The 18,065-nt window shown below is 67.0% G+C and carries 21 protein-coding genes; 7 read left to right on the top strand and 14 right to left on the bottom strand.

Translation table 11 applies throughout. The features are described 5' to 3' along the window. Positions 1-2: 2 nt before the first annotated feature. The 4 genes from ABS767_RS05130 to ABS767_RS05145 form a co-directional block, all read right to left on the bottom strand. Complete coding sequence (locus tag ABS767_RS05130; RefSeq protein WP_408077278.1) at positions 3-281, bottom strand: NAD(P) transhydrogenase subunit alpha; 279 nt, start codon at positions 279-281, stop codon at positions 3-5. Between the two features lies 1 nt (position 282). Next, the gene (locus ABS767_RS05135) at positions 283-654 is read right to left on the bottom strand and encodes an endonuclease domain-containing protein (RefSeq protein WP_408077279.1); all 372 of its coding nucleotides are present in this window, start codon (positions 652-654) and stop codon (positions 283-285) included. 143 nt (positions 655-797) lie between these two features. Further along, entirely contained in the window at positions 798-1,919 is a 1,122-nt protein-coding gene (locus ABS767_RS05140; RefSeq protein WP_408077280.1) for an NAD(P) transhydrogenase subunit alpha, read from the bottom strand. Position 1,920: 1 nt separating this feature from the next. Further along, on the bottom strand, positions 1,921-2,043 hold the full coding sequence (locus ABS767_RS05145; RefSeq protein WP_408077281.1) for an aa3-type cytochrome c oxidase subunit IV: 123 nt from the start codon (positions 2,041-2,043) through the stop codon (positions 1,921-1,923). Positions 2,044-2,202: 159 nt separating this feature from the next. Between ABS767_RS05145 and ABS767_RS05150 the strand changes: the two genes are divergently transcribed. Next, complete coding sequence (locus ABS767_RS05150; protein ID WP_408077282.1) at positions 2,203-3,633, top strand: sigma-54-dependent transcriptional regulator; 1,431 nt, start codon at positions 2,203-2,205, stop codon at positions 3,631-3,633. Between the two features lie 3 nt (positions 3,634-3,636). Here ABS767_RS05150 and ABS767_RS05155 read toward each other — a convergent pair whose 3' ends face one another. Further along, positions 3,637-4,164 carry a cytochrome b gene (locus ABS767_RS05155; RefSeq protein WP_408077283.1) on the bottom strand — a complete coding sequence of 176 codons (528 nt, stop codon included), beginning with the start codon at positions 4,162-4,164 and terminating at the stop codon, positions 3,637-3,639. A gap of 56 nt (positions 4,165-4,220) precedes the next feature. Here ABS767_RS05155 and ABS767_RS05160 point away from each other — a divergent pair, with 56 nt between their 5' ends. Beyond that, the gene (locus ABS767_RS05160) at positions 4,221-4,970 is read left to right on the top strand and encodes an SDR family NAD(P)-dependent oxidoreductase (protein WP_408077284.1); all 750 of its coding nucleotides are present in this window, start codon (positions 4,221-4,223) and stop codon (positions 4,968-4,970) included. A gap of 39 nt (positions 4,971-5,009) precedes the next feature. Further along, positions 5,010-5,552: a hypothetical protein gene (locus ABS767_RS05165; RefSeq protein WP_408077285.1), complete on the top strand. Its 543-nt coding sequence runs from the start codon at positions 5,010-5,012 to the stop codon at positions 5,550-5,552. A gap of 18 nt (positions 5,553-5,570) precedes the next feature. On the opposite strand, the gene ABS767_RS05170 is transcribed toward ABS767_RS05165, so the two are convergent. Further along, positions 5,571-6,110, bottom strand: a complete 540-nt coding sequence (locus ABS767_RS05170) for a DUF2306 domain-containing protein (RefSeq protein ID WP_408077286.1) — start codon at positions 6,108-6,110, stop codon at positions 5,571-5,573. A gap of 167 nt (positions 6,111-6,277) precedes the next feature. Here ABS767_RS05170 and ABS767_RS05175 point away from each other — a divergent pair, with 167 nt between their 5' ends. Then, entirely contained in the window at positions 6,278-7,063 is a 786-nt protein-coding gene (locus tag ABS767_RS05175; protein ID WP_408077287.1) for a LytTR family DNA-binding domain-containing protein, read from the top strand. Between the two features lie 23 nt (positions 7,064-7,086). On the opposite strand, the gene ABS767_RS05180 is transcribed toward ABS767_RS05175, so the two are convergent. From ABS767_RS05180 to ABS767_RS05190, 3 genes are all read right to left on the bottom strand, one after another. Further along, complete coding sequence (locus ABS767_RS05180) at positions 7,087-8,061, bottom strand: DUF2279 domain-containing protein (RefSeq protein ID WP_408077288.1); 975 nt, start codon at positions 8,059-8,061, stop codon at positions 7,087-7,089. A gap of 68 nt (positions 8,062-8,129) precedes the next feature. Further along, positions 8,130-9,248 carry a dihydropteroate synthase gene (folP, locus tag ABS767_RS05185; protein WP_408077289.1) on the bottom strand — a complete coding sequence of 373 codons (1,119 nt, stop codon included), beginning with the start codon at positions 9,246-9,248 and terminating at the stop codon, positions 8,130-8,132. Between the two features lie 40 nt (positions 9,249-9,288). Continuing rightward, positions 9,289-10,437, bottom strand: coding sequence for a site-specific DNA-methyltransferase (locus ABS767_RS05190; protein WP_408077290.1), 1,149 nt, complete (start codon positions 10,435-10,437; stop codon positions 9,289-9,291). A gap of 332 nt (positions 10,438-10,769) precedes the next feature. Between ABS767_RS05190 and ABS767_RS05195 the strand changes: the two genes are divergently transcribed. Beyond that, positions 10,770-12,365 carry an isocitrate lyase gene (locus ABS767_RS05195; protein ID WP_408077291.1) on the top strand — a complete coding sequence of 532 codons (1,596 nt, stop codon included), beginning with the start codon at positions 10,770-10,772 and terminating at the stop codon, positions 12,363-12,365. A 116-nt stretch (positions 12,366-12,481) separates the two neighbouring features. Here ABS767_RS05195 and ABS767_RS05200 read toward each other — a convergent pair whose 3' ends face one another. From ABS767_RS05200 to thiD, 3 genes are all read right to left on the bottom strand, one after another. Further along, positions 12,482-12,706: a DUF3072 domain-containing protein gene (locus ABS767_RS05200; RefSeq protein WP_408077292.1), complete on the bottom strand. Its 225-nt coding sequence runs from the start codon at positions 12,704-12,706 to the stop codon at positions 12,482-12,484. A 61-nt stretch (positions 12,707-12,767) separates the two neighbouring features. After that, positions 12,768-13,391, bottom strand: coding sequence for a ribonuclease HII (locus ABS767_RS05205; RefSeq protein ID WP_408077293.1), 624 nt, complete (start codon positions 13,389-13,391; stop codon positions 12,768-12,770). Next, positions 13,384-14,175: a bifunctional hydroxymethylpyrimidine kinase/phosphomethylpyrimidine kinase gene (thiD, locus tag ABS767_RS05210; protein ID WP_408077294.1), complete on the bottom strand. Its 792-nt coding sequence runs from the start codon at positions 14,173-14,175 to the stop codon at positions 13,384-13,386. The genes ABS767_RS05205 and thiD overlap by 8 nt, the downstream gene beginning before the upstream one ends. A 449-nt stretch (positions 14,176-14,624) precedes the next feature. Between thiD and aac(3) the strand changes: the two genes are divergently transcribed. Further along, the gene (aac(3), locus tag ABS767_RS05215) at positions 14,625-15,446 is read left to right on the top strand and encodes an aminoglycoside 3-N-acetyltransferase (RefSeq protein WP_408077295.1); all 822 of its coding nucleotides are present in this window, start codon (positions 14,625-14,627) and stop codon (positions 15,444-15,446) included. Then, a complete protein-coding gene (locus ABS767_RS05220) occupies positions 15,443-16,210 on the top strand; it encodes a hypothetical protein (protein WP_408077296.1) in 768 nt (255 codons plus the stop codon). Before aac(3) ends, ABS767_RS05220 begins: the two co-directional genes overlap by 4 nt. Positions 16,211-16,323: 113 nt before the next feature. On the opposite strand, the gene ABS767_RS05225 is transcribed toward ABS767_RS05220, so the two are convergent. Then, the gene (locus tag ABS767_RS05225; protein ID WP_408077297.1) at positions 16,324-16,557 is read right to left on the bottom strand and encodes a DUF1272 domain-containing protein; all 234 of its coding nucleotides are present in this window, start codon (positions 16,555-16,557) and stop codon (positions 16,324-16,326) included. A gap of 144 nt (positions 16,558-16,701) precedes the next feature. Further along, positions 16,702-18,042, bottom strand: a complete 1,341-nt coding sequence (glmM, locus tag ABS767_RS05230; RefSeq protein WP_408077298.1) for a phosphoglucosamine mutase — start codon at positions 18,040-18,042, stop codon at positions 16,702-16,704. Between the last annotated feature and the right edge of the window lie 23 nt (positions 18,043-18,065).

Consider the following 18,065-nt stretch of genomic DNA (forward strand, 5'->3'; position numbering starts at 1 on the left):
GCTCAACCCTTCTTCTTGTACATGGCGAGCATCCGCTCGGTCACGGCGAACCCGCCGAAGATGTTGACGCTGGCCAGTGCCACCGCGATCAGCCCCAGCCACTTGGCGGTGGGGCTGCCCACCGCGGCCGACGCGATCAGCGCGCCGACGATGATGACGCTGGAGATCGCATTGGTCACCGCCATCAGCGGCGTGTGCAGCGCCGGCGTCACCGACCACACGACATAATAGCCGACGAAACACGCCAGCACGAAGATCGACAGGATCGAGATGAAGTCCATTTTATTCCTCCCCCGGTGCACACCGTTCAGTGGCACGAGCAACAACCCCACGAACGACCGCATCGCAATCGTTCAGCAATTCACGAGCCGGTATCCGCATGACGTCCAGCCCTCGCTCGACAAACCAGGCATCTCGTCTCTCATCACGCTGCGGCTGGTCACCGAAATCATGCGTCGCACCATCCACTTCCACGATCATCCGTGCCTGGTGGCAGTAGAAATCGGCGACATAGGGTCCGGACGGATGCTGCTTTCTAAACTTGAAGCCGGCCGGACGCTTTTTAAGAGCAACCCATAAAAGCACCTCAGGCAGCGACATCGTCTTTCGCAAGGTTTTGGCGCGCCGACTGGCTTCGACCGCCCCTTGTAGCATTCAGATCCTCCCCTGAAAGGGGAGGGGGACCGCGCCGAAGGCGTGGTGGAGGGGTGTCCCGGCATGTGAGGTGCTGATACCCAACAACCGGCGACACCCCTCCGTCAGCGCTGCGCGCTGCCACCTCCCCTTGCAGGGGAGGATCAAGAGAGCAGCCTCGCGTTCACCACCTTGCCGCCCTGCGTCAGGCGGATCGCGTCGCCGATCTCTTCGTCGAGCACCGGCTTGCCCGCTTCCTTGTCCCAGAAGGCCGAGAGGAAGTTGTAGAGGTTGCGCGCGAACAGTGCCGAGGCGTCCGACGACAGCCGCGACGTCACGTTGCGGTGACCCACGATCTTGACGCCATGCTTTTCGACGACCTCGCCAGCGACCGCACCTTCGACGTTTCCGCCGGCCTCGACCGCGAGGTCGACGATGACGCTGCCCGGCCGCATCGACGCGATCTGTGCGTCGCTGATCAGGCGGGGCGCGGGGCGGCCCGGGATCAGTGCGGTGGTGATGACGATGTCCTGCTTGGCGATGTGCGCGGAGACCAGTTCGGCCTGCGCCGCCTTGTACTCGTCGCTCATCTCGGTGGCGTAGCCGCCCGAACCTTCGCCCTCGATCCCGGCGACGTTCTCGACAAAGATCGGCTTGGCACCGAGCGACTGGATTTGCTCCTTGGTCGCGCTGCGCACGTCGGTCGCCGAGACCTGCGCGCCGAGGCGGCGGGCGGTGGCGATCGCCTGGAGCCCGGCGACGCCGACACCCATGACAAACACCTTGGCGGCGGACACGGTGCCCGCTGCAGTCATCATCATCGGGAAGACGCGGCCATATTCGGACGCGGCGTCGAGCACCGCCTTGTACCCGGCAAGGTTCGACTGCGAGGAGAGGATGTCCATCGACTGCGCGCGGGTGATGCGCGGCATGAACTCCATTGCCAGCGCCTCGATTCCAAGCGCGGCATAGGCATCGACGCGGTCGCGCGCGCCGAACGGGTTGAGCCCCGCCGCCAGCCAGGCACCGGGCTTGATGCCGGTCAGGCTCGCCGGATCGGGACCCTGCACGCCGAGCACGATATCGGCGTCGACGAGCACGTCGCCGCGCGCGCCGGTGGTCGCGCCCGCAGCTTCATATGCGGCATCGTCGATCGAAGCGGTGTCGCCGGCCCCGCGCTCGACCGCGACGGCGGCGCCGAGCGCGACGAACTTCTTGACCGTCTCGGGCGTCGCGGAGACCCGCCGCTCACCAGCGGCCCCCTCCTTGAGAACCGCTATCTTCACGTCAGGCGATCAGCCAGATGACGAATGCAGCGAGCACCGCGCTGACGATGGTGCCGATCTTCAGCAAGCGCATGAAGCCGCCATAGGTCTGATTGTGAGCCTTCATATCGCCGCTCTGAGCCATGCATCGTCCCCTGATAGCTGTTTGCCCAATCTCTTAGACACGGCGTCCCGGCCCCTCAAGCCTTTGCGCGCTTTAGTCACGCTTAAGCCCGTCTTTACCCGACCGTCCTATGCAGGGTGACCGAAATAGGGACAGCCGAGACAGGTTGGGGGATTTGAGATGACGCGCAACGGACAGCGCCAGCTGTTGCTGATCGACGACGAGCCGGCGCAGCGCCGGCTGATCGCCGCGATCGCCGCGCGCCGTGGCTGGCGCACGATCTTCGCCGGCGACGCGGAAACCGCGCTGGCCACGCTGGGCACCCCAGACGGGATGGCGCTCGACGCGATCATCCTCGATCACTGGGCGCCCGATTTCGACGCCGCCTCGCTGATCGCCGAGCTGCGTGCGAACCGGCCGATGCTGCCGATCCTGCTGCTCACCGCCAACGGGTCGGTCGCCGCCGCAGTCAGCGCAATGCGCGCGGGCGCCACCGATTTCCTGGTCAAGCCGCTTGCCGCCGAGCGCATGCTCGCGGCGCTCGACTGCGCGGTAGGAGCGAAGGTTGGTGGCGAACTCCGCCCGCTGACCGAGAAGATGTCCGTCCATCTCGCCTTTGACGAGATCGTCGGATCGGCGCCGCAGTTTCGCGCCGCGCTCGCCATCGCGGCAAAGGCGGCGCGGGCGCGCGTGCCGGTGCTGATCGAGGGCGAAAGCGGCGTCGGCAAGGAAGTGGTGGCCGAGGCGATCCATGCCGCCTCGCCGCGCCACACCAAGTCGCTCGTGCGCGTCAATTGCGGCGCGATTCCCGCCAACCTGGTCGAATCCGAGCTGTTCGGACATGAGAAGGGCGCATTCACCGGTGCGTTCGAGCGCAAGATCGGCCGGTTCCAGGAAGCGGATGGCGGCACCATCCTGCTCGACGAAATCGGTGAAATGCCGCTCGACGCGCAGGTGAAGCTGCTCCGTGTCCTCCAGTCGGGCGAGGTACAGCCGATCGGCGCGCGTCATGCCAGCCAGGTCGATGTCCGTGTGATCGCGGCAACCAACAAGACGCTGATGACCGAGGTCGAGGAGGGGCGTTTCCGCGAAGACCTCTATTACCGTCTCAACGTCGTCCAGGTGACCATCCCGCCATTGCGCGACCGCGGCGGCGACATCGCTCCGCTCGCTCGGCATCTGCTCGGCCGGATCGCCGAACAGCCCGGCCTGCGCCAGCTCGGCATCACCGACGACGCGCTCGCGCTGCTCGCCAGCTATGACTGGCCGGGCAATGTGCGCCAGCTTCAGAACGCGCTGTTCCGCGCCTCGGTGCTATGCGACGGCGACGCGCTGACCCGCGCCGATTTCCCGCAGATCGCTCAGCTGGCCGGTGGCCGGCCCGCCGGCGCAAGTGCATCGCATGGCGGCGCGGCGCAAGGGGCCGGCATCACGCTCTACAAGCCCGACGGCAATCTGCGCGCGCTCGAAGAGATCGAGGCCGATGTGATCCGCCTTGCCATCGGTCATTATCGCGGCCGCATGACCGAAGTCGCGCGCCGCCTGGGCATCGGACGCTCGACGCTCTACCGCAAGCTCGGCGAACTGGGCATCGACCAGAACGCTGCCTGAGCGTCAGCGCCCGGGCAGCATCCGCCGCATCTCACCGTCGCGGTCGATGAAGTGATGCTTGAGCGCGCCGGCAATGTGCAGCGCGATCAGCGCGATCGTGAAGTACACGGCAAGCTCATGTACTTCGCCGAACAGCTCGTGCAGCGCGCGTGACCTGCCGATCGGCAGGTCGAACCACTGGATCCCGCCGAACAATACGCCGGTCCCCCGTCGACCCGTCGATGCCGCGGCCCAGCCCAGCAGCGGGATCGCGAGCAGCGCGATATAAAAGGCGACATGCGTCACCCGCGCCGTCACCCGCTCCCACGCGGCCAGGCCCGCGGACAGCGCCGGCGCTGGATGCGTCAGCCGCCACCCGATCCGGATCAGTGTGAGCAGCAGGACGAGAATTCCGATCGACTTGTGGATCATGAACAGCGTCGGTGCCCGCTCCATCGACAGCGCGAGCACGATGTTGCCGATCAGCAGCGCGGCGATCAGCCAGTGCAGCAGGATCGCGCCGCCAGAGTATCGATCGGTCGCCGTGCGCATCGCATTCCTTTCAAATCTGCTTCGCCACTTTAAGCGTGTCGGGGTAGGCTTGCCAGATGAGAAGACGATTTGAGGGACGCTCGGCGCTGGTGACCGGGGCGGCGTCGGGGATTGGACTGGCGGTCGCGCAGCTGCTCGCGGCACAGGGGGCGCGGCAGCTGATCCTGGTCGACCGCGACCCAGCCGCACTGGACGCAGTGACCTGCGACGCGGAGACGGTCCGACGGTGCGGCGATGTCGCCGACGAGGCGCTGTGGGAGGGGCTCGACCTTTTCGGGCTCGACCATGCGGTGGTGAATGCCGGGGTCGCGGGCGCGTCGACCATCGCCGAACATGATTTCGCCGAGTGGCGGCGCATCCTGTCGGTCAATCTCGACGGCGCGTTCCTGACGGTGCGTGCGGCGATGCGCGCAATGCGTGGGCGCGGCGGCAGCATCGTGCTGACCGCTTCGGCCGCCGGGGTGAAGGCCGAGGCGGGCGTTGCCGCCTATGGCTGTTCGAAAGCGGCGCTGATTCACCTTGCCAAGGTCGCCGCGAAGGAAGGGGCGGCCGACCGCATCCGCGTCAACACCATCGCGCCCGCCGGGGTCGAGACGCCGGTGTGGGACGCAGTGCCGATGTTCGCGGAGCGCGCCGCTGCGATCGGGCGCGACGCCGCCTTCGCGGAGATGGCCGCGATGGCGACCCCGCTCGGCCGCTACGCGAAGGCGGAAGAAGTCGCCGCGCAGATCGCCTTCCTGCTGGGCGACGAGAGCGCACTCGTGACCGGCGCAACGTTGCTCGCGGACGGCGGATACACATTGTAGCGCTGGCGAAGCGGCCGGCGCTTCCCATATTGTCGGGCGATGCTGCGATTTCTGATCTTCCTCGTCGCGCTTGCCGCGCTCGCCGTGATCGCGATCACCCTGGCCACCGCAGGCGCCGCAGCGCTGGGCGTCTTCTTCGGCGTGCGACGGCTGCGTGAGCGGATCGACCGGGTGCGTATGCGTCGCGCGCGCTGCGTCGATCCCGAAGATCCGCTGGAAACGGCGTGGGCGCTGGCCGCGACGGAGGCCGACTGGGCGGTCAGCCGGGTTGCGGCGGCGCGAACCAGCTGCACAGGGCTGCTCGCCGTTGCCGATGCCAATCCGCTCGCGACCGATGCGGTGGACTGGGCCAATGTGATCCGCCGGCGCGTGCCGGACCTGGTCGCTGCGTGCATGGACGAATGTCGCGACGCGACGCCGGGCGAGCGGCGCACCAATCTGGAAGATCTTGTCGAAAGCCTGGAAAAGATCGCGGCGGAGGCCGAGCGGCGGCGCGACCGGTTTCGCGACAGTCGTCCCAGCGCGTTCAACATCCACCGCACCTATGTCGATCAGCGCACCCGGAGCGGACCGCTGAACTGAGCGCCCGACGCGGGCATTTCACCAGAACAGCCACATCCCCATCAGGCGCTCGCCCGTAAAGGCGAAGATGCCGGGGATCATCAGCGCGCCGAGATACATGCCGATCAGATTGTTGCGATGCCGGGCAATCTGGCCGCGCCGTGCCGTCTGCACGATCCGCCAGGCACCGATCAGCGTCAGCGGCACGAACAGATGGATAAAGCTGAAATCGCCATTGTTGATGTGGCGGATGAAGATCGCCGACAGGGCCGTGACGATCATCAGCGCGACCCAGACCTTGCCCAGCATCTTGTGCCGCGCATCGCCCTTGCGGCGAAGCATCAGGTACATGCCGAGCGGAACGGCGGGGATGACGGTTGCGATATGGATCAGCACCGCGACTTCGCGAACCGTCGCGCGGGGCGGGGTCAGACCGAGCCCGAACCGGGCGAGCGCCACCCCCATGGCCAGCGTCATGGCAAAGCCGGCAATGGCGATGAATGCGCGCAGGGCGGGCGACAGGTCGAGCCCGGCCCGGGTGGTGCGCGGGTTTGAAGTCGGGGCGGTGGCATGGGGCATGAAACGTGTTCCCTCGTCGTTCGGCTTCCCGTTTCGCCGCTGTCGGTTCGCGAACAAGCGCCGCTGCGCGGATCGGCATGCGCGTTCGCCAGTGGCTCGATTTCGCCACTTCACGATACGTGAACGGGCGGTATGCAGGGGGACGACCGTGTGCGGGGCGGAGTGCGATGCCGGGATTGCGAAAGCTGCTGATCGATCTTGCGCTGCTCGCGGCGATCGGCGTCGTGCTGGCGTTGATCGGACCGTTCGGCAGTTTTCAGGCGAGTTTCGCAGCGCGGCTGGTCTATTGGATTCCGCTCGCACTCGCGGGCTATCTCTTCTACCGCCCGATCGGCGGCGTTGCCGACTGGGCGGCGCGGCGCCTCGACCTGCCGGTGACGGCGATGTGGGTCGCGGCGACGCTGATCGCGACCGTGCCGATGACGCTGCTGGTCCGGCTGGTCGGCTGTCGCGGACTTTGCCGGACGGCACCGAGCCTCGACGACCTGCTTGCCACCTATGGCTATGTGCTGGTGATCGGTGCGGGGGTTACGCTGATCCTGTTCCTGACGCAGCGCGGCAAGGAGCCGACCGCATCCGAGGGGGCCGTGCCGCCGGTCGCGCCGCCACCGCCCGCTCCACCACCGCCCGCTCCACCACCCGATCCGCGCTTTCTGGACCGACTGCCGCCGCATCTCGGTCGCGACCTGCTCGCGCTCGAAATGGAGGACCATTATGTGCGCGCGCATCTGGCAGCGGGCAGCGACCTGATCCTGATGCGTATGCGCGACGCGATCGAGGATCTGGACGGGATCGACGGTGCCCAGGTGCACCGCAGCTGGTGGGTTGCGCGCGCCGCCGTTGCGCGTGTCCGGCGTGACGGTCGCAACATCCGATTGGTGCTGACCAACGGCGTGGAGGCCCCGGTGTCGCGCGAGAGGGCGCCCGCGCTAAAAACTTCTGGCTGGTTCTGAAACTCGGCGACCGGACCGCTAGGTCACCGCGAATAGGCGGCGGTGTAGGGGACCTGCACATATTCGAGCGCCGAGCGCGCGGCGCGGTGGAAGCGGCTCTTTTCGCCGCGATCGCGCGAGATCAGCTGCTGCAGGTTGAAACCGATCCCCACGAACAGTGCGCGTTTCGGCTCCACTCCTCTCAATTTCTCCCGCTCGGTGAACCCGCGCGCATAATAGCCGCCATGGAGTTCGACGAAGCGCGACGGCCCGTCCGCGAACGGCTCGAAGCCGGCCAGCTTCACCGCCAGCACATAGCGCTGACCCGAATAGTCGGTGATCGGCCGCCATCCGACATTTCCCGACGGAATATAGTGCAGCCGGAAATCGAGCTTGTCGTTGAGCCCCGGCACGGTGTGGCGCAGTACCGAGAATGCGGCACCGGCGGTATTGGCCGCCATATCCTCCCACGCGAAGCCATGGTCGCCGGAAAAGCCGTCGAACACCTCGACATAGGTCATCAGCGCCATCGAGATCGCCGCCGCGCTCACCTGCGCGCGCTTGGGTGCGCGGGCATTGCGGCGAATGGCGGCGCTCAGAAACTCGGTCATCACATAGGTCGAATAGGCATGACCCAGCTTGTCGCTGCCAAAGCTGCTGGTGTCGCGGCCGAACCAGCCTTCGGAGCTGAAATGAAAGCCGGAACTGCCCCAGTTCCAGTTGAAGATGCCGAGTGCGGTGATGCCGGCGGCGACCCCGCCGGCTTCCCACGGGATCGATCGCAGATGATCGACCACGCCGCCGCCCGCCCGCGGTGCGTCGCGGAGCGGCGCACGGTCGTCGTCGGGCGCGCGCGTCTCCACTTCGCTGAGGCGGGGGAAGTTCGCGATGCGGATCGGGGCGACCGGTGGCGCGTCAACGGGCGCTGGCAGCTCGGCCGGATCGGCATCGGACACGGCCGGATCGGGCGGCGCGACAATCGGCAAGGCCATGATGCAGCACAGTCCAGTCGTGAGCATCGCCGCACTCCTCCCGTCCCCGAGCCTATTGCGTTTCCCCAACGCCGCCAAGTGCCGTCGGCGTTCGCCTAGCGACCGGTTAGTCCGTGATCCTTCATCCCGCGCCAGACCCGCACCGCCTGCACCGTTTCGGCGACATCATGGACGCGCAGCAGCTGGCAGCCGGCGTCCGCGCCCTTGATCGCGAGCGCAAGCGATCCGCCCAGCCGCCGTTCGACCGGGGCTTCATGGTCGAGTGCGCCGACCATCCGCTTGCGGCTGGCGCCCAGCATGATCGGCAGCCCCAGCGCGTGGAACAGCGTCAGGCCGTTCATCAGCGCGAGATTGTCGGCGAGCGATTTGCCGAACCCGATGCCCGGATCGATCAGGATGTTGCTGCGCTGGATACCCGCTGCGACCACCGCCGCGACGCGTTCTTCCAGCCAATCGAACACCTCGATCAGCGGATCGCGATAGCCGGGTCCGCCATGCGGCCCGTGCGCGGGATCGGGCGAGTGCATCAGGATTACCGGACAGCCCGCCTTCGCCACGACTTCTGCGGCGCGCGGGTCGAATGCCAGCGCCGCGACATCGTTGACGACGTGCGCGCCCGCGGCGAGCGCCGCCTCCATCACCGCCGCCTTGCGCGTGTCGATCGACACCGCCACGCCCGAGGCCGCCAGCCGTTCGATCACCGGAACGACGCGCTTGATCTCGTCGCCCTCCCAAACGGCGTTCGCGCCCGGCCGCGTCGATTCGCCCCCGACATCGATCAGCGAGGCGCCGGCCACGCCCATGTCGAACCCGGCCTGCGCGGTCGCTTCGGGGTCACCGACGTGCTTGCCGCCATCGGAAAAGCTGTCGGGCGTGCAGTTGAGGATGCCCGCGACCAGCGGTTGATCGAGCCGCAGCGTCCGCTCCCCAGCGCGGATCGTCGGGCGGGACGCGGAGATGGCGGCGGCCTGAGCGCGAAGCCGTTCGGCCGGTGCGTCCGGAAGCTGCCCGAGCAGGCCCGGCAGCCGCTCCACCGGCACCAGCAGCTGGGAAACGCGGCGGCCCGCATCGACCGCGATCAGCTCATAGGCGAAGAACCAGCTCAGCCCCCCGGCGAGCCGTGCCACCTGCCCATCATGGCCGATCGGGCTGTCGACCGGCGCCACCGGGCGCAGGTAGAGGCGGGCGGAGGCGGGGAGCGCGGGCAGGTCCATGATGCCGCTCTATCCGGTTCCGCCGCCGCCTGTCAGTCCCTCACGGCTGGGTCGCGAGCAGATAGGTCTGACGCAGGGTGTCGATCGGCTTGAGGCCCTCGGGCGTCTCGTGATGCCAGAAGGTCCAGCCGTTGCAGGACGGCGCGCCCTGCAGCGTTGCGCCGAGCTTGTGGATCGACCCCGCCGCGCCGCACTCGCTGCGCAGATTGCCGTCGACGCCGACCGTCGCACGCCAGCGGCGCTTGGGATCGGTGAGCACGGCGCCGGGGTTGAGATATCCGGTCTCGACCAGCGTGCCGAAGGCGACGCGGGGTGCCTGGCGCGGTGCCTGCATCGTCGTCACGGCGCTTTCGTCGAGCGGCAGCGCCGCGGCGATGCGCTCCTGCGCCGCCTCGACATAGCCGCCCTCACGCTCGATGCCGATCCAGTGACGGCGCAGGCGCTTAGCGACGGCGCCGGTGGTGCCGGTGCCGAAGAATGGATCGAGGACGATGTCGCCCGGCTTGGTGCAGGCGAGCATGACGCGGTAGAGCAGGGCCTCGGGCTTCTGGGTCGGATGCACCTTGGTGCCGTTCTTCTTGAGCCGTTCCTGCCCGCCGCAGATCGGGAATTCCCAATCGCTGCGCATCTGCAGCTCGTCGTTGAGCGTCTTCATGCTGCGATAATTGAAGGTGTATTTCGCCTTCTCGCCCATCGACGCCCAGATCAGCGTCTCGTGCGCGTTGGTGAAGCGCGTGCCCTTGAAGTTGGGCATGGGATTCGCCTTGCGCCAGATGATGTCGTTGAGGATCCAGAAGCCCAGGTCCTGGATCGCTGAGCCGACCTTGAAGATGTTGTGATAGCTGCCGATCACCCAGATCGTGCCGTTGGGCTTGAGCACGCGGCGTGCCTCGGCCAGCCAGGCGCGGGTGAACGCGTCATAGGCCGAAAGCGAATCGAACTTGTCCCAGTCGTCGGTCACCGCGTCGACATGGCTGCCGTCGGGCCGGGCGAGATCGCCGCCGAGCTGCAGGTTGTACGGCGGATCGGCGAAGATCATGTCGACCGATGCGGCGGGCAGTGCGCGCATCGCCTCGATACAATCCTGCTGGATGATCGAATCGAGCGGAAGCACGTCGACCCACTTGCGGGTTCGCACGTCCACCGGCGCTGCCTGCGGCGCCTTAGCGACCTTTTCGATGACCCCCATTAACCACTCCAAACCCCGTTGAACCGGCGAAACGCCACGAAAGCACGGACTCCGTCAAGCGAACATTGGTTAACGAAAAGGCTTTGGATTCCGTTAACTTGGCGGAACATTTCGGCACTTGTCCACATATTGAGTCGCTGACTTATCCACAGGCACTAGGTCTAGCGGTGCCGAAAAAAGCCCATCCAAGCCGTCGGTCGAGTGTCATAAATTTACAATGCTACACGAGGTGGCCCACGCCGGTGCGACCAGACAACCTGCACAAGATCGCATTTCCGACGTAAAATCCTGTCGAGATGAATAGGCACACTCGCAACACAGCGAGGTGACGCATGACTTATACCGATGAAATTGCCCGGGCGGCCCAGCCCATCGACGCGCAGCAAGGCCGCTGGGACGGGATCGACGCGGAATCGGTTGCGCGGATGCGGTTGCAGAACCGCTTCCGCACCGGCCTCGACATCGCCAAGTACACCGCCGGGATCATGCGTCGCGACATGGCAGCCTATGATGCCGATCCGGCCGCCTACACCCAGTCGCTCGGCTGCTGGCACGGGTTCATCGCGCAGCAGAAGATGATTTCGATCAAGAAGCATTTCGGGTCGACCAAGCGGCGCTACCTCTATCTCTCCGGCTGGATGGTCGCGGCGCTGCGCAGCGAGTTCGGCCCGCTGCCCGACCAGTCGATGCATGAAAAGACCAGCGTCCCGGCGCTGATCGCGGAACTCTACACCTTCCTCAAACAGGCCGATGCCCGGGAACTGGGGATGATGTTCCGCGATCTCGATGCGGCGCGGGATGCCGGCAATGCAGTCGAGGCGGCGCGGATCCAGAATGGAATCGACAATTACGAGACGCATGTCGTGCCGATCATCGCCGATATCGATGCGGGCTTCGGCAATGCCGAGGCGACCTATCTGCTCGCCAAGAAGATGATCGAGGCCGGGGCCTGCGCGCTCCAGATCGAGAATCAGGTCAGCGACGAAAAGCAGTGCGGCCATCAGGACGGCAAGGTCACGGTGCCGCACGAGGACTTCCTGGCGAAGGTCCGGGCGTGCCGCTACGCCTTTCTCGAGCTCGGGGTCGATGACGGGATCATCGTCACGCGGACCGATTCGCTGGGCGCGGGGCTGACCAAGCAGATCGCCTATTCCAAGGAGCCGGGCGATCTGGGCGACCAGTATAACGCTTTCCTCGATTGCGAGGAGGTCACCGACCTGTCGGGCGTCAATGGCGATGTCGTCATCAATCGCGGCGGCAAGCTGATGAAGCCCAAGCGGCTGCCGTCGAACCTGTTCCAGTTCCGCGAGGGGACCGGGGCGGATCGCTGCGTGCTCGATTGCATCACCAGCCTGCAGCATGGCGCCGACCTGTTGTGGATCGAGACCGAGAAGCCCCATATCGAGCAGATCGCGTCGATGGTCGACCGGATCCGCGAGGTCGTGCCCAACGCCAAGCTGGTCTACAACAACTCGCCGAGCTTCAACTGGACGCTCAATTTCCGCCAGCAGGTGTTCGATGCCTGGGCCGAGGCGGGCCGGGATGTTTCGGCCTATGACCGGGCCAAGCTGATGAGCGTCGACTATGACGGCACCGAACTCGCCGACGAGGCGGACGAGAAGATCCGCACCTTCCAGAAGGATGCGGCGGCGCGGGCCGGTATCTTCCATCATCTCATTACCCTGCCGACCTATCACACCGCGGCGCTGTCGACCGACAACCTGGCCAAGGAATATTTCGGCGAGGCGGCGATGCTCGGCTACGTCAAGGGCGTGCAGCGGCAGGAAATCCGCCAGGGGATCGCCTGTGTGAAGCACCAGAACATGTCGGGCAGCGACATCGGCGACGATCACAAGGAATATTTCGCCGGTGAAGCCGCGCTGAAGGCCGGCGGGGTCCACAACACGATGAACCAGTTCGCGGCGTGACGTTCGATCCGGCCTGTGCCGGATAGCGGCTACCGCTCAAATCGAACCAGTTTCCTGGGGAGGAAAGGAGGTCCGTCGCGCTGCCCCGGCAGTGTGGCGGACCTTTTCCGTTCGGATCAGTGCCCAAGCTTGGCCTTGAGCGAATCGATCATCTCCGACGCCTCGGCCTTGCTCAGCCCCTGCGCGGGGGGATCGACCTGTGCCTCCTCGCACAGGGTGGTAAGGTAGGATGCCTGCGCGCCGGTCATCGGATCGTCGCCGGAGACCCAGTCCTGCGGGTCCTTTTCGGTATTCGAGCCGGGATGATCCTCAAGCTTGGGATTGGCGATGGTGTCGGTCATGTCTTCATCCTCGATGTTCACTTAATGTTCCAACGCTCTCGAGGGCGGGGCGTTCCCTCGCCTAGCGAACCAGCATGGTGGGCCCGAAATCGAGTTCGGCCTGCGCGACGGGGGCGAAGCTGCGGCGGTGATGGGGGGTGGGGCCGAGGGTGCGCAGCGCTTCCTGATGCACGCGGGCGGCATAGCCCTTGTTGCTCGCCCAGCCATAGCCGGGGTGTAGCGTATCGAGCTCGGCCATGATGCAGTCGCGGCGGTGCTTGGCGACGATCGATGCGGCGGCGATCGAGAGGCACAGCGCGTCGCCGCCAATGACCGCTTCGCTGGCGTGGGGCCAGTCCGGGCAGCGATTGCCGTCGACCAGCACATAGGCCGGCGGCAGATCGAGTGCGGCGACCGCGCGGGTCATCGCCAGCATCGTCGCCCACAGGATGTTGAGCCGATCGATCTCTTCGACGGTGGCGATGCCGATGCCGACACGGGCGCAGGAGAGGATCGCGTCGCACAGCGCGGCGCGCTTGGCGGCGGTCAGCACTTTCGAATCATCGATGCCGTCGGGCAGGCATGCCGGATCGAGGATCACGGCTGCGGCGACCACCGGGCCGGCAAGCGGGCCGCGCCCGGCTTCGTCCACCCCGGCCACCGGGCCGCGTGCGGCATGGCGCGTTTCGAAGGCGAAATCAGGCATCGTCCTCCTCCTCGCCGTCGATCACGTCGAACGGGACCATGCCGAGCGCATGGCCGACCGGGCCATGGCCTTCCCCCAGCCCCGGTGCGTTGAGGATCGCGAGCCGCACGAAGCGCACCGCCTGGATGAAGGCGTCGCCGATCGACAGCCCCGAGCCGAGACCGGTGGCCAGCGCCGCGGCGAAGGTGCAGCCGGTGCCGTGCGTATCGGGCGTGTCGATGCGCTCGGCCTCGATCTCCATCACGAGCCGGTCCTTGGGCGCGTAGAGCTGGTCGACGATCGTCGGACCCTCCTTGTGCCCGCCCTTTTCGGCGAGATGGCCGCCATAGGACAGCACCGCCTGCCGTCCGCCCAGCGCCTCGAGTTCGGGCAGGTTGGGGGTGACGACCGAGGCGAGCGTCATCAGCCGTTCGAAGGCGGCGATCGTCGCGGGATCGGCGAGCACCGATCCGCTGGTGGCGATCATCACCGGATCGAACACGATCGGGCAGTCGAGCGCTTCGAGCCGGTCGGCGACGGCGTTGGCGATATCGGCCGATCCGATCATCCCGATCTTCACCGCGTCGCAGCCGATATCGGAGGTGACGGCGTCGATCTGGGCGAGCACCATATCGACCGGGATCGGATGGATGCCGGTGACGCCCAGCGTATTCTGCGCGGTGATCGCGGTGATCGCGGTGGTCGCGTGGCCGCCGAGCATGGTGACGGTGCGGATATCGGCCTGGATGCCCGCGCCGCCGCCCGAATCGGACCCGGCGATGATGAGGATGCGGGGGATGCTCATGACATCTGTCCGACGAAGCTGACGAAAAAAGGAGTATATCCGGGCGAAGCGACCGCGAGGCGACGGGTTCGGGACGGCGAGGCGACGGGCACGCGACCGCAGCGCGACACCTGCGCGACATCGACGCGACACCCGGGCGACGGTGACGCGACCGGGGCGCGACGCATCGGCGACGCCAACGCGCCAGGGATGCGACACAGACGCGCCGCTACCGCGACGGCGGCGCAGCAGGGCGGGGGGATGCGGGGGGTGGCGACAGCGGTGGCCATGCCCTGCAATGGCACAGGCGGGGGGCTGTAGGAAAGGGCGCGGCGTCACGGTCCAAGGTGTAACGCGCGCGTTCTGCGGGGAGTCTCGGCCGGCGTGCGAGGGGACCGAAGCCGCGTGCGGACAACACGCGCCGTCCGTGCGTTCTTCAGCTTCGCCGCGAAGTGTGGCAGCCAGACGCGATGAACGCCGACCTGCCCGCCTTTCGCACGCGCAGCGCGCTGCGCAGCGACCTGACCCGGATCGGATTGCGGGCGGGCGATGCCGTGATGGTCCACGCGGCGATGCGCAAAGTCGGACCGCTGCTCAACGGACCCGACGCGCTGTCGCATGCGATCCTCGACGTCGTCGGACCCGATGGGACACTGCTCGTCTATGCCAGCTGGGACAGCGTGCATGAGGATTTGCTGGACGCCTCTGGCCGGGTGCTGCCCGAATGGCGGGATCATGTGCCCGGTTTCGACCAGGAGTCCTCGCGCGCGGTGCGGATGAACGGCATCATCGCGGAGTTCGTCCGCACGATGCCGGGTGCGCGCCGCAGCGCAAATCCGGGTGCATCGATCGCGGCGGTGGGCAGGCTGGCCGAATGGATCACGGCCGATCACGGGCTCGACTATGGCTATGGCGAGAATACGCCCCTGTCCAAGCTGGTCGATATCGGTGGACGGGTGCTGATGGTCGGCGCGCCATGGGACACGATGACGCTGATCCATCATGCCGACCACCGTGCGCGGCTTCCCGACAAGCGGGTGCTTCGCTTCGAGGTCCCGTTTGCCGGGGCGGACGGCACGTACTGGCGGTTCATCGAGGAATTCGACACCGCCGACCCGGTGCATGACAGCCTTCCCGAAGACTATATCGAGCAGATCGTCATCGCCTTTGTCGCGGCCGGGGGCGGTCGACAGGGCATGATCGGTCTGGCTCCGAGCTTGCTGGTGGATGCGCCGCCGATGATCGATTTCGCGGTCGACTGGCTCGAACGCCACGGGGACCGGACCGCGTGAGCGCAGCCGGGACGCGCGACGATGGTGCGACCTTGATCGCGGTCGGAGCCGCCGTCGCCATCGCCGCGTCGCTTGCCCATGAGGCGCTGGGGCATGGCGTCGGGTGCCTGGCCGATGGCGGAAGCGTGACGCTGATCACCTTCCTCGTCTTTCGCTGTGCCGGGGCGGGGGTGCTTGCCGATGCGGGCGGCCCGATCGGTGCGTTGTGCGTGGCGGCGGCGTGCCTGATCGCGTTGCGCCGGTTTCGCCCGGCGCCTTCTGCGATCAGCCTGTTCGGCTATGCACTAGGTGTGCAGACGATGCTGTGGGTCTGTGCCCAAATGGTGCGCGAGGGGATCGACGGCAGCGACGATTGGGGGCATGTCGCGGCCGATCTGGGCTGGCCGCCCGCTTGGCACGCGGTGGCGATCGCCGTGGGTGCGATCGGGTACGTCGGGACGATCCGGATTGCGGCGCGGATGGGCGGATCGCTGGCCGGGGGGCGGCCCGCCCGGCTGATCATTCCCTATGCCAGCGCGTGCGGCGTCGCGATCGCGCTGGCGGCATTGTGGCATGGCGATCGCGCCGCGTCGGCACTGGACGCGTTTCTGAGCTTCGGCGTCGCGCCCATCGGCTATCTGCTGGCGATCGGGGTCGTTGCGCGCTCCCCCGCGACGCCGCCGCTCGCACCGCTGGCACGCGATCACCGATGGCTGGGTGCTGTCGTTCTGATCGGCGGGGTCTTCGCGGCAACGATCGCGCAGGGTGTGGGCCGGTTGGCATAGCCTGGCTCGGACGTTGGCTCGAAGCCGCGTGCCGACATCGTCGCCGTGTCCGAGCCGTCGGGGCGAGCGGGAAAGGGCAGAGAGACCGGAAGATTATGCGCGCGCGGATCGGCTCAATTGTCGTTGCCGGTGAACCGTCGCGCGGTGCTGGCCGGGTGCTTGCGGAGTGCATCGCCGACCCGCGCGGGGCGGTCGAGCAGTTCGCCGCCGCAATTGGGGCAGGTCTCGTCGAGATCGTCCGCGCAGTCGGCGCAGAAGGTGCATTCGAACGAGCAGATGAACGCCCCGCCCTGATCGGCGGGGAGGTCCGTGCCGCAGCGTTCGCAGTCGGGGCGCATTTCGAGCATGTCTGTGTCCTTAACAAATCCTCCCCGGAACGGGGAGGTGGCAGCGCGCAGCGCTGACGGAGGGGCCCGAGGCAATGGAGTCCGGTGCCTCGGGCCCCCTCCACCATCCTTCGGATAGTCCCCCTCCCCGTGCCGGGGAGGATTTTAAGCCGCTGCCTTGCGCACGGCCTCGCAGATACGGTCGACCACCGTGGTGACCAGCGCCATGTCCTCGCCCTCCGCCATGACGCGGATCACTGGTTCGGTACCCGACGGGCGGATGACGAGCCGACCGGTGCCTTCGAGCTCGGCTTCCGCGGCGGCGATGACGCCCTGTACTTCGCTGTGTTCGAGCGGCTTGCCGCCCGCGAAACGGACATTCTTGAGCAATTGGGGCAGTGGATCGAAGCGGTGCAGCACCTCGCTCGCCGGAGCGCCCGCGCGGACGATCTCCGCCAGGACTTGCAGCGCGGCGATGAGGCCGTCGCCGGTGGTGGCATAATCGCTGAGGATGATGTGGCCCGATTGCTCGCCGCCGACATTGTAGCCCGAACCGCGCATCTTCTCGAGCACATGGCGGTCGCCGACCTTGGTCCGGACCAGCCCCAGCCCCTGCGCGGCGAGATGGCGTTCGAGGCCCAGGTTCGACATCACCGTCGCGACGAGTCCGCCACCGGCAAGGCGACCCTGCCGCGCCCAGCCCCCGGCGATCGTGGCCATGAGCTGGTCGCCATCGACCACCTCGCCGCGTTCGTCGGCGACGATCAGCCGGTCGGCATCGCCATCGAGCGCGATGCCGATATGCGCGCCCGACGCGACCACCGTCTCGCACAGCGTCAGCGGCGCGGTGGAGCCGACCTGGTCGTTGATGTTCTTGCCATTGGGGGTGACGCCTATCGCGACGACCTCTGCGCCCAGTTCCCACAAGGCCGAGGGTGCGACCTGATAGGCCGCGCCATTGGCGCAATCGACCACGATCTTGAGGCCGTCGAGGCGAAGATCCTCGGGAAAGGTCGACTTGGCGAAGTGGATGTAGCGGCCGCGCGCGTCCTCGATCCGCTTGGCCCGGCCGATCTCGGGCGCGGGGACGAGCGCGACATCGCCGTCGATCAGCGCCTCGATCACGGCCTCGTCGTCGTCGGAGAGCTTGTAGCCGTCCGGACCGAACAGCTTGATGCCGTTATCGGCATAGGGATTGTGGCTGGCGGAGATCATCACGCCGAGGTCGGCGCGCATCGAATGGGTCAGCATCGCGACCCCAGGGGTCGGCATCGGGCCGACCAGGGTCACGTCCATGCCGACGCTGGTGAAGCCGGCGACCAGCGCGTTTTCGAGCATGTAGCCCGACAGGCGGGTGTCCTTGCCGATCACCACGCGGTGCTTGTGATCGCCGCGCAGGAAGTGCGCGCCCGCCGCCATTCCGACCTTCATCGCCATCGCGGCGGTCATCGCACCGGCGTTGGTGCGACCGCGAATCCCGTCCGTGCCGAAATATTTTCTTGCCATATCCGCCCGCTTTGCAAGGTTGT

The organism is Sphingomonas plantiphila (assembly GCF_046000505.1).
Lineage (GTDB): Bacteria > Pseudomonadota > Alphaproteobacteria > Sphingomonadales > Sphingomonadaceae > Sphingomonas > Sphingomonas plantiphila.

Bases quoted from the DNA above. Each gene is read 5' to 3' on its own strand.
- folP (WP_408077289.1), bottom strand. From the start codon at position 9,248: ATGGACCTGCCCGCGCTCCCCGCCTCCGCCCGCCTCTACCTGCGCCCG.
- ABS767_RS05155 (WP_408077283.1), bottom strand. From the start codon at position 4,164: ATGCGCACGGCGACCGATCGATACTCTGGCGGCGCGATCCTGCTGCAC.
- ABS767_RS05150 (WP_408077282.1), top strand. From the start codon at position 2,203: ATGACGCGCAACGGACAGCGCCAGCTGTTGCTGATCGACGACGAGCCG.
- ABS767_RS05225 (WP_408077297.1), bottom strand. From the start codon at position 16,557: ATGCTCGAAATGCGCCCCGACTGCGAACGCTGCGGCACGGACCTCCCC.
- ABS767_RS05195 (WP_408077291.1), top strand. From the start codon at position 10,770: ATGACTTATACCGATGAAATTGCCCGGGCGGCCCAGCCCATCGACGCG.
- ABS767_RS05135 (WP_408077279.1), bottom strand. From the start codon at position 654: ATGCTACAAGGGGCGGTCGAAGCCAGTCGGCGCGCCAAAACCTTGCGA.
- ABS767_RS05170 (WP_408077286.1), bottom strand. From the start codon at position 6,110: ATGCCCCATGCCACCGCCCCGACTTCAAACCCGCGCACCACCCGGGCC.
- ABS767_RS05130 (WP_408077278.1), bottom strand. From the start codon at position 281: ATGGACTTCATCTCGATCCTGTCGATCTTCGTGCTGGCGTGTTTCGTC.
- ABS767_RS05200 (WP_408077292.1), bottom strand. From the start codon at position 12,706: ATGACCGACACCATCGCCAATCCCAAGCTTGAGGATCATCCCGGCTCG.
- ABS767_RS05145 (WP_408077281.1), bottom strand. From the start codon at position 2,043: ATGGCTCAGAGCGGCGATATGAAGGCTCACAATCAGACCTATGGCGGC.
- glmM (WP_408077298.1), bottom strand. From the start codon at position 18,042: ATGGCAAGAAAATATTTCGGCACGGACGGGATTCGCGGTCGCACCAAC.
- ABS767_RS05205 (WP_408077293.1), bottom strand. From the start codon at position 13,391: ATGCCTGATTTCGCCTTCGAAACGCGCCATGCCGCACGCGGCCCGGTG.
- ABS767_RS05190 (WP_408077290.1), bottom strand. From the start codon at position 10,437: ATGGGGGTCATCGAAAAGGTCGCTAAGGCGCCGCAGGCAGCGCCGGTG.
- thiD (WP_408077294.1), bottom strand. From the start codon at position 14,175: ATGAGCATCCCCCGCATCCTCATCATCGCCGGGTCCGATTCGGGCGGC.
- ABS767_RS05175 (WP_408077287.1), top strand. From the start codon at position 6,278: ATGCCGGGATTGCGAAAGCTGCTGATCGATCTTGCGCTGCTCGCGGCG.
- ABS767_RS05165 (WP_408077285.1), top strand. From the start codon at position 5,010: ATGCTGCGATTTCTGATCTTCCTCGTCGCGCTTGCCGCGCTCGCCGTG.
- ABS767_RS05180 (WP_408077288.1), bottom strand. From the start codon at position 8,061: ATGCTCACGACTGGACTGTGCTGCATCATGGCCTTGCCGATTGTCGCG.
- ABS767_RS05160 (WP_408077284.1), top strand. From the start codon at position 4,221: ATGAGAAGACGATTTGAGGGACGCTCGGCGCTGGTGACCGGGGCGGCG.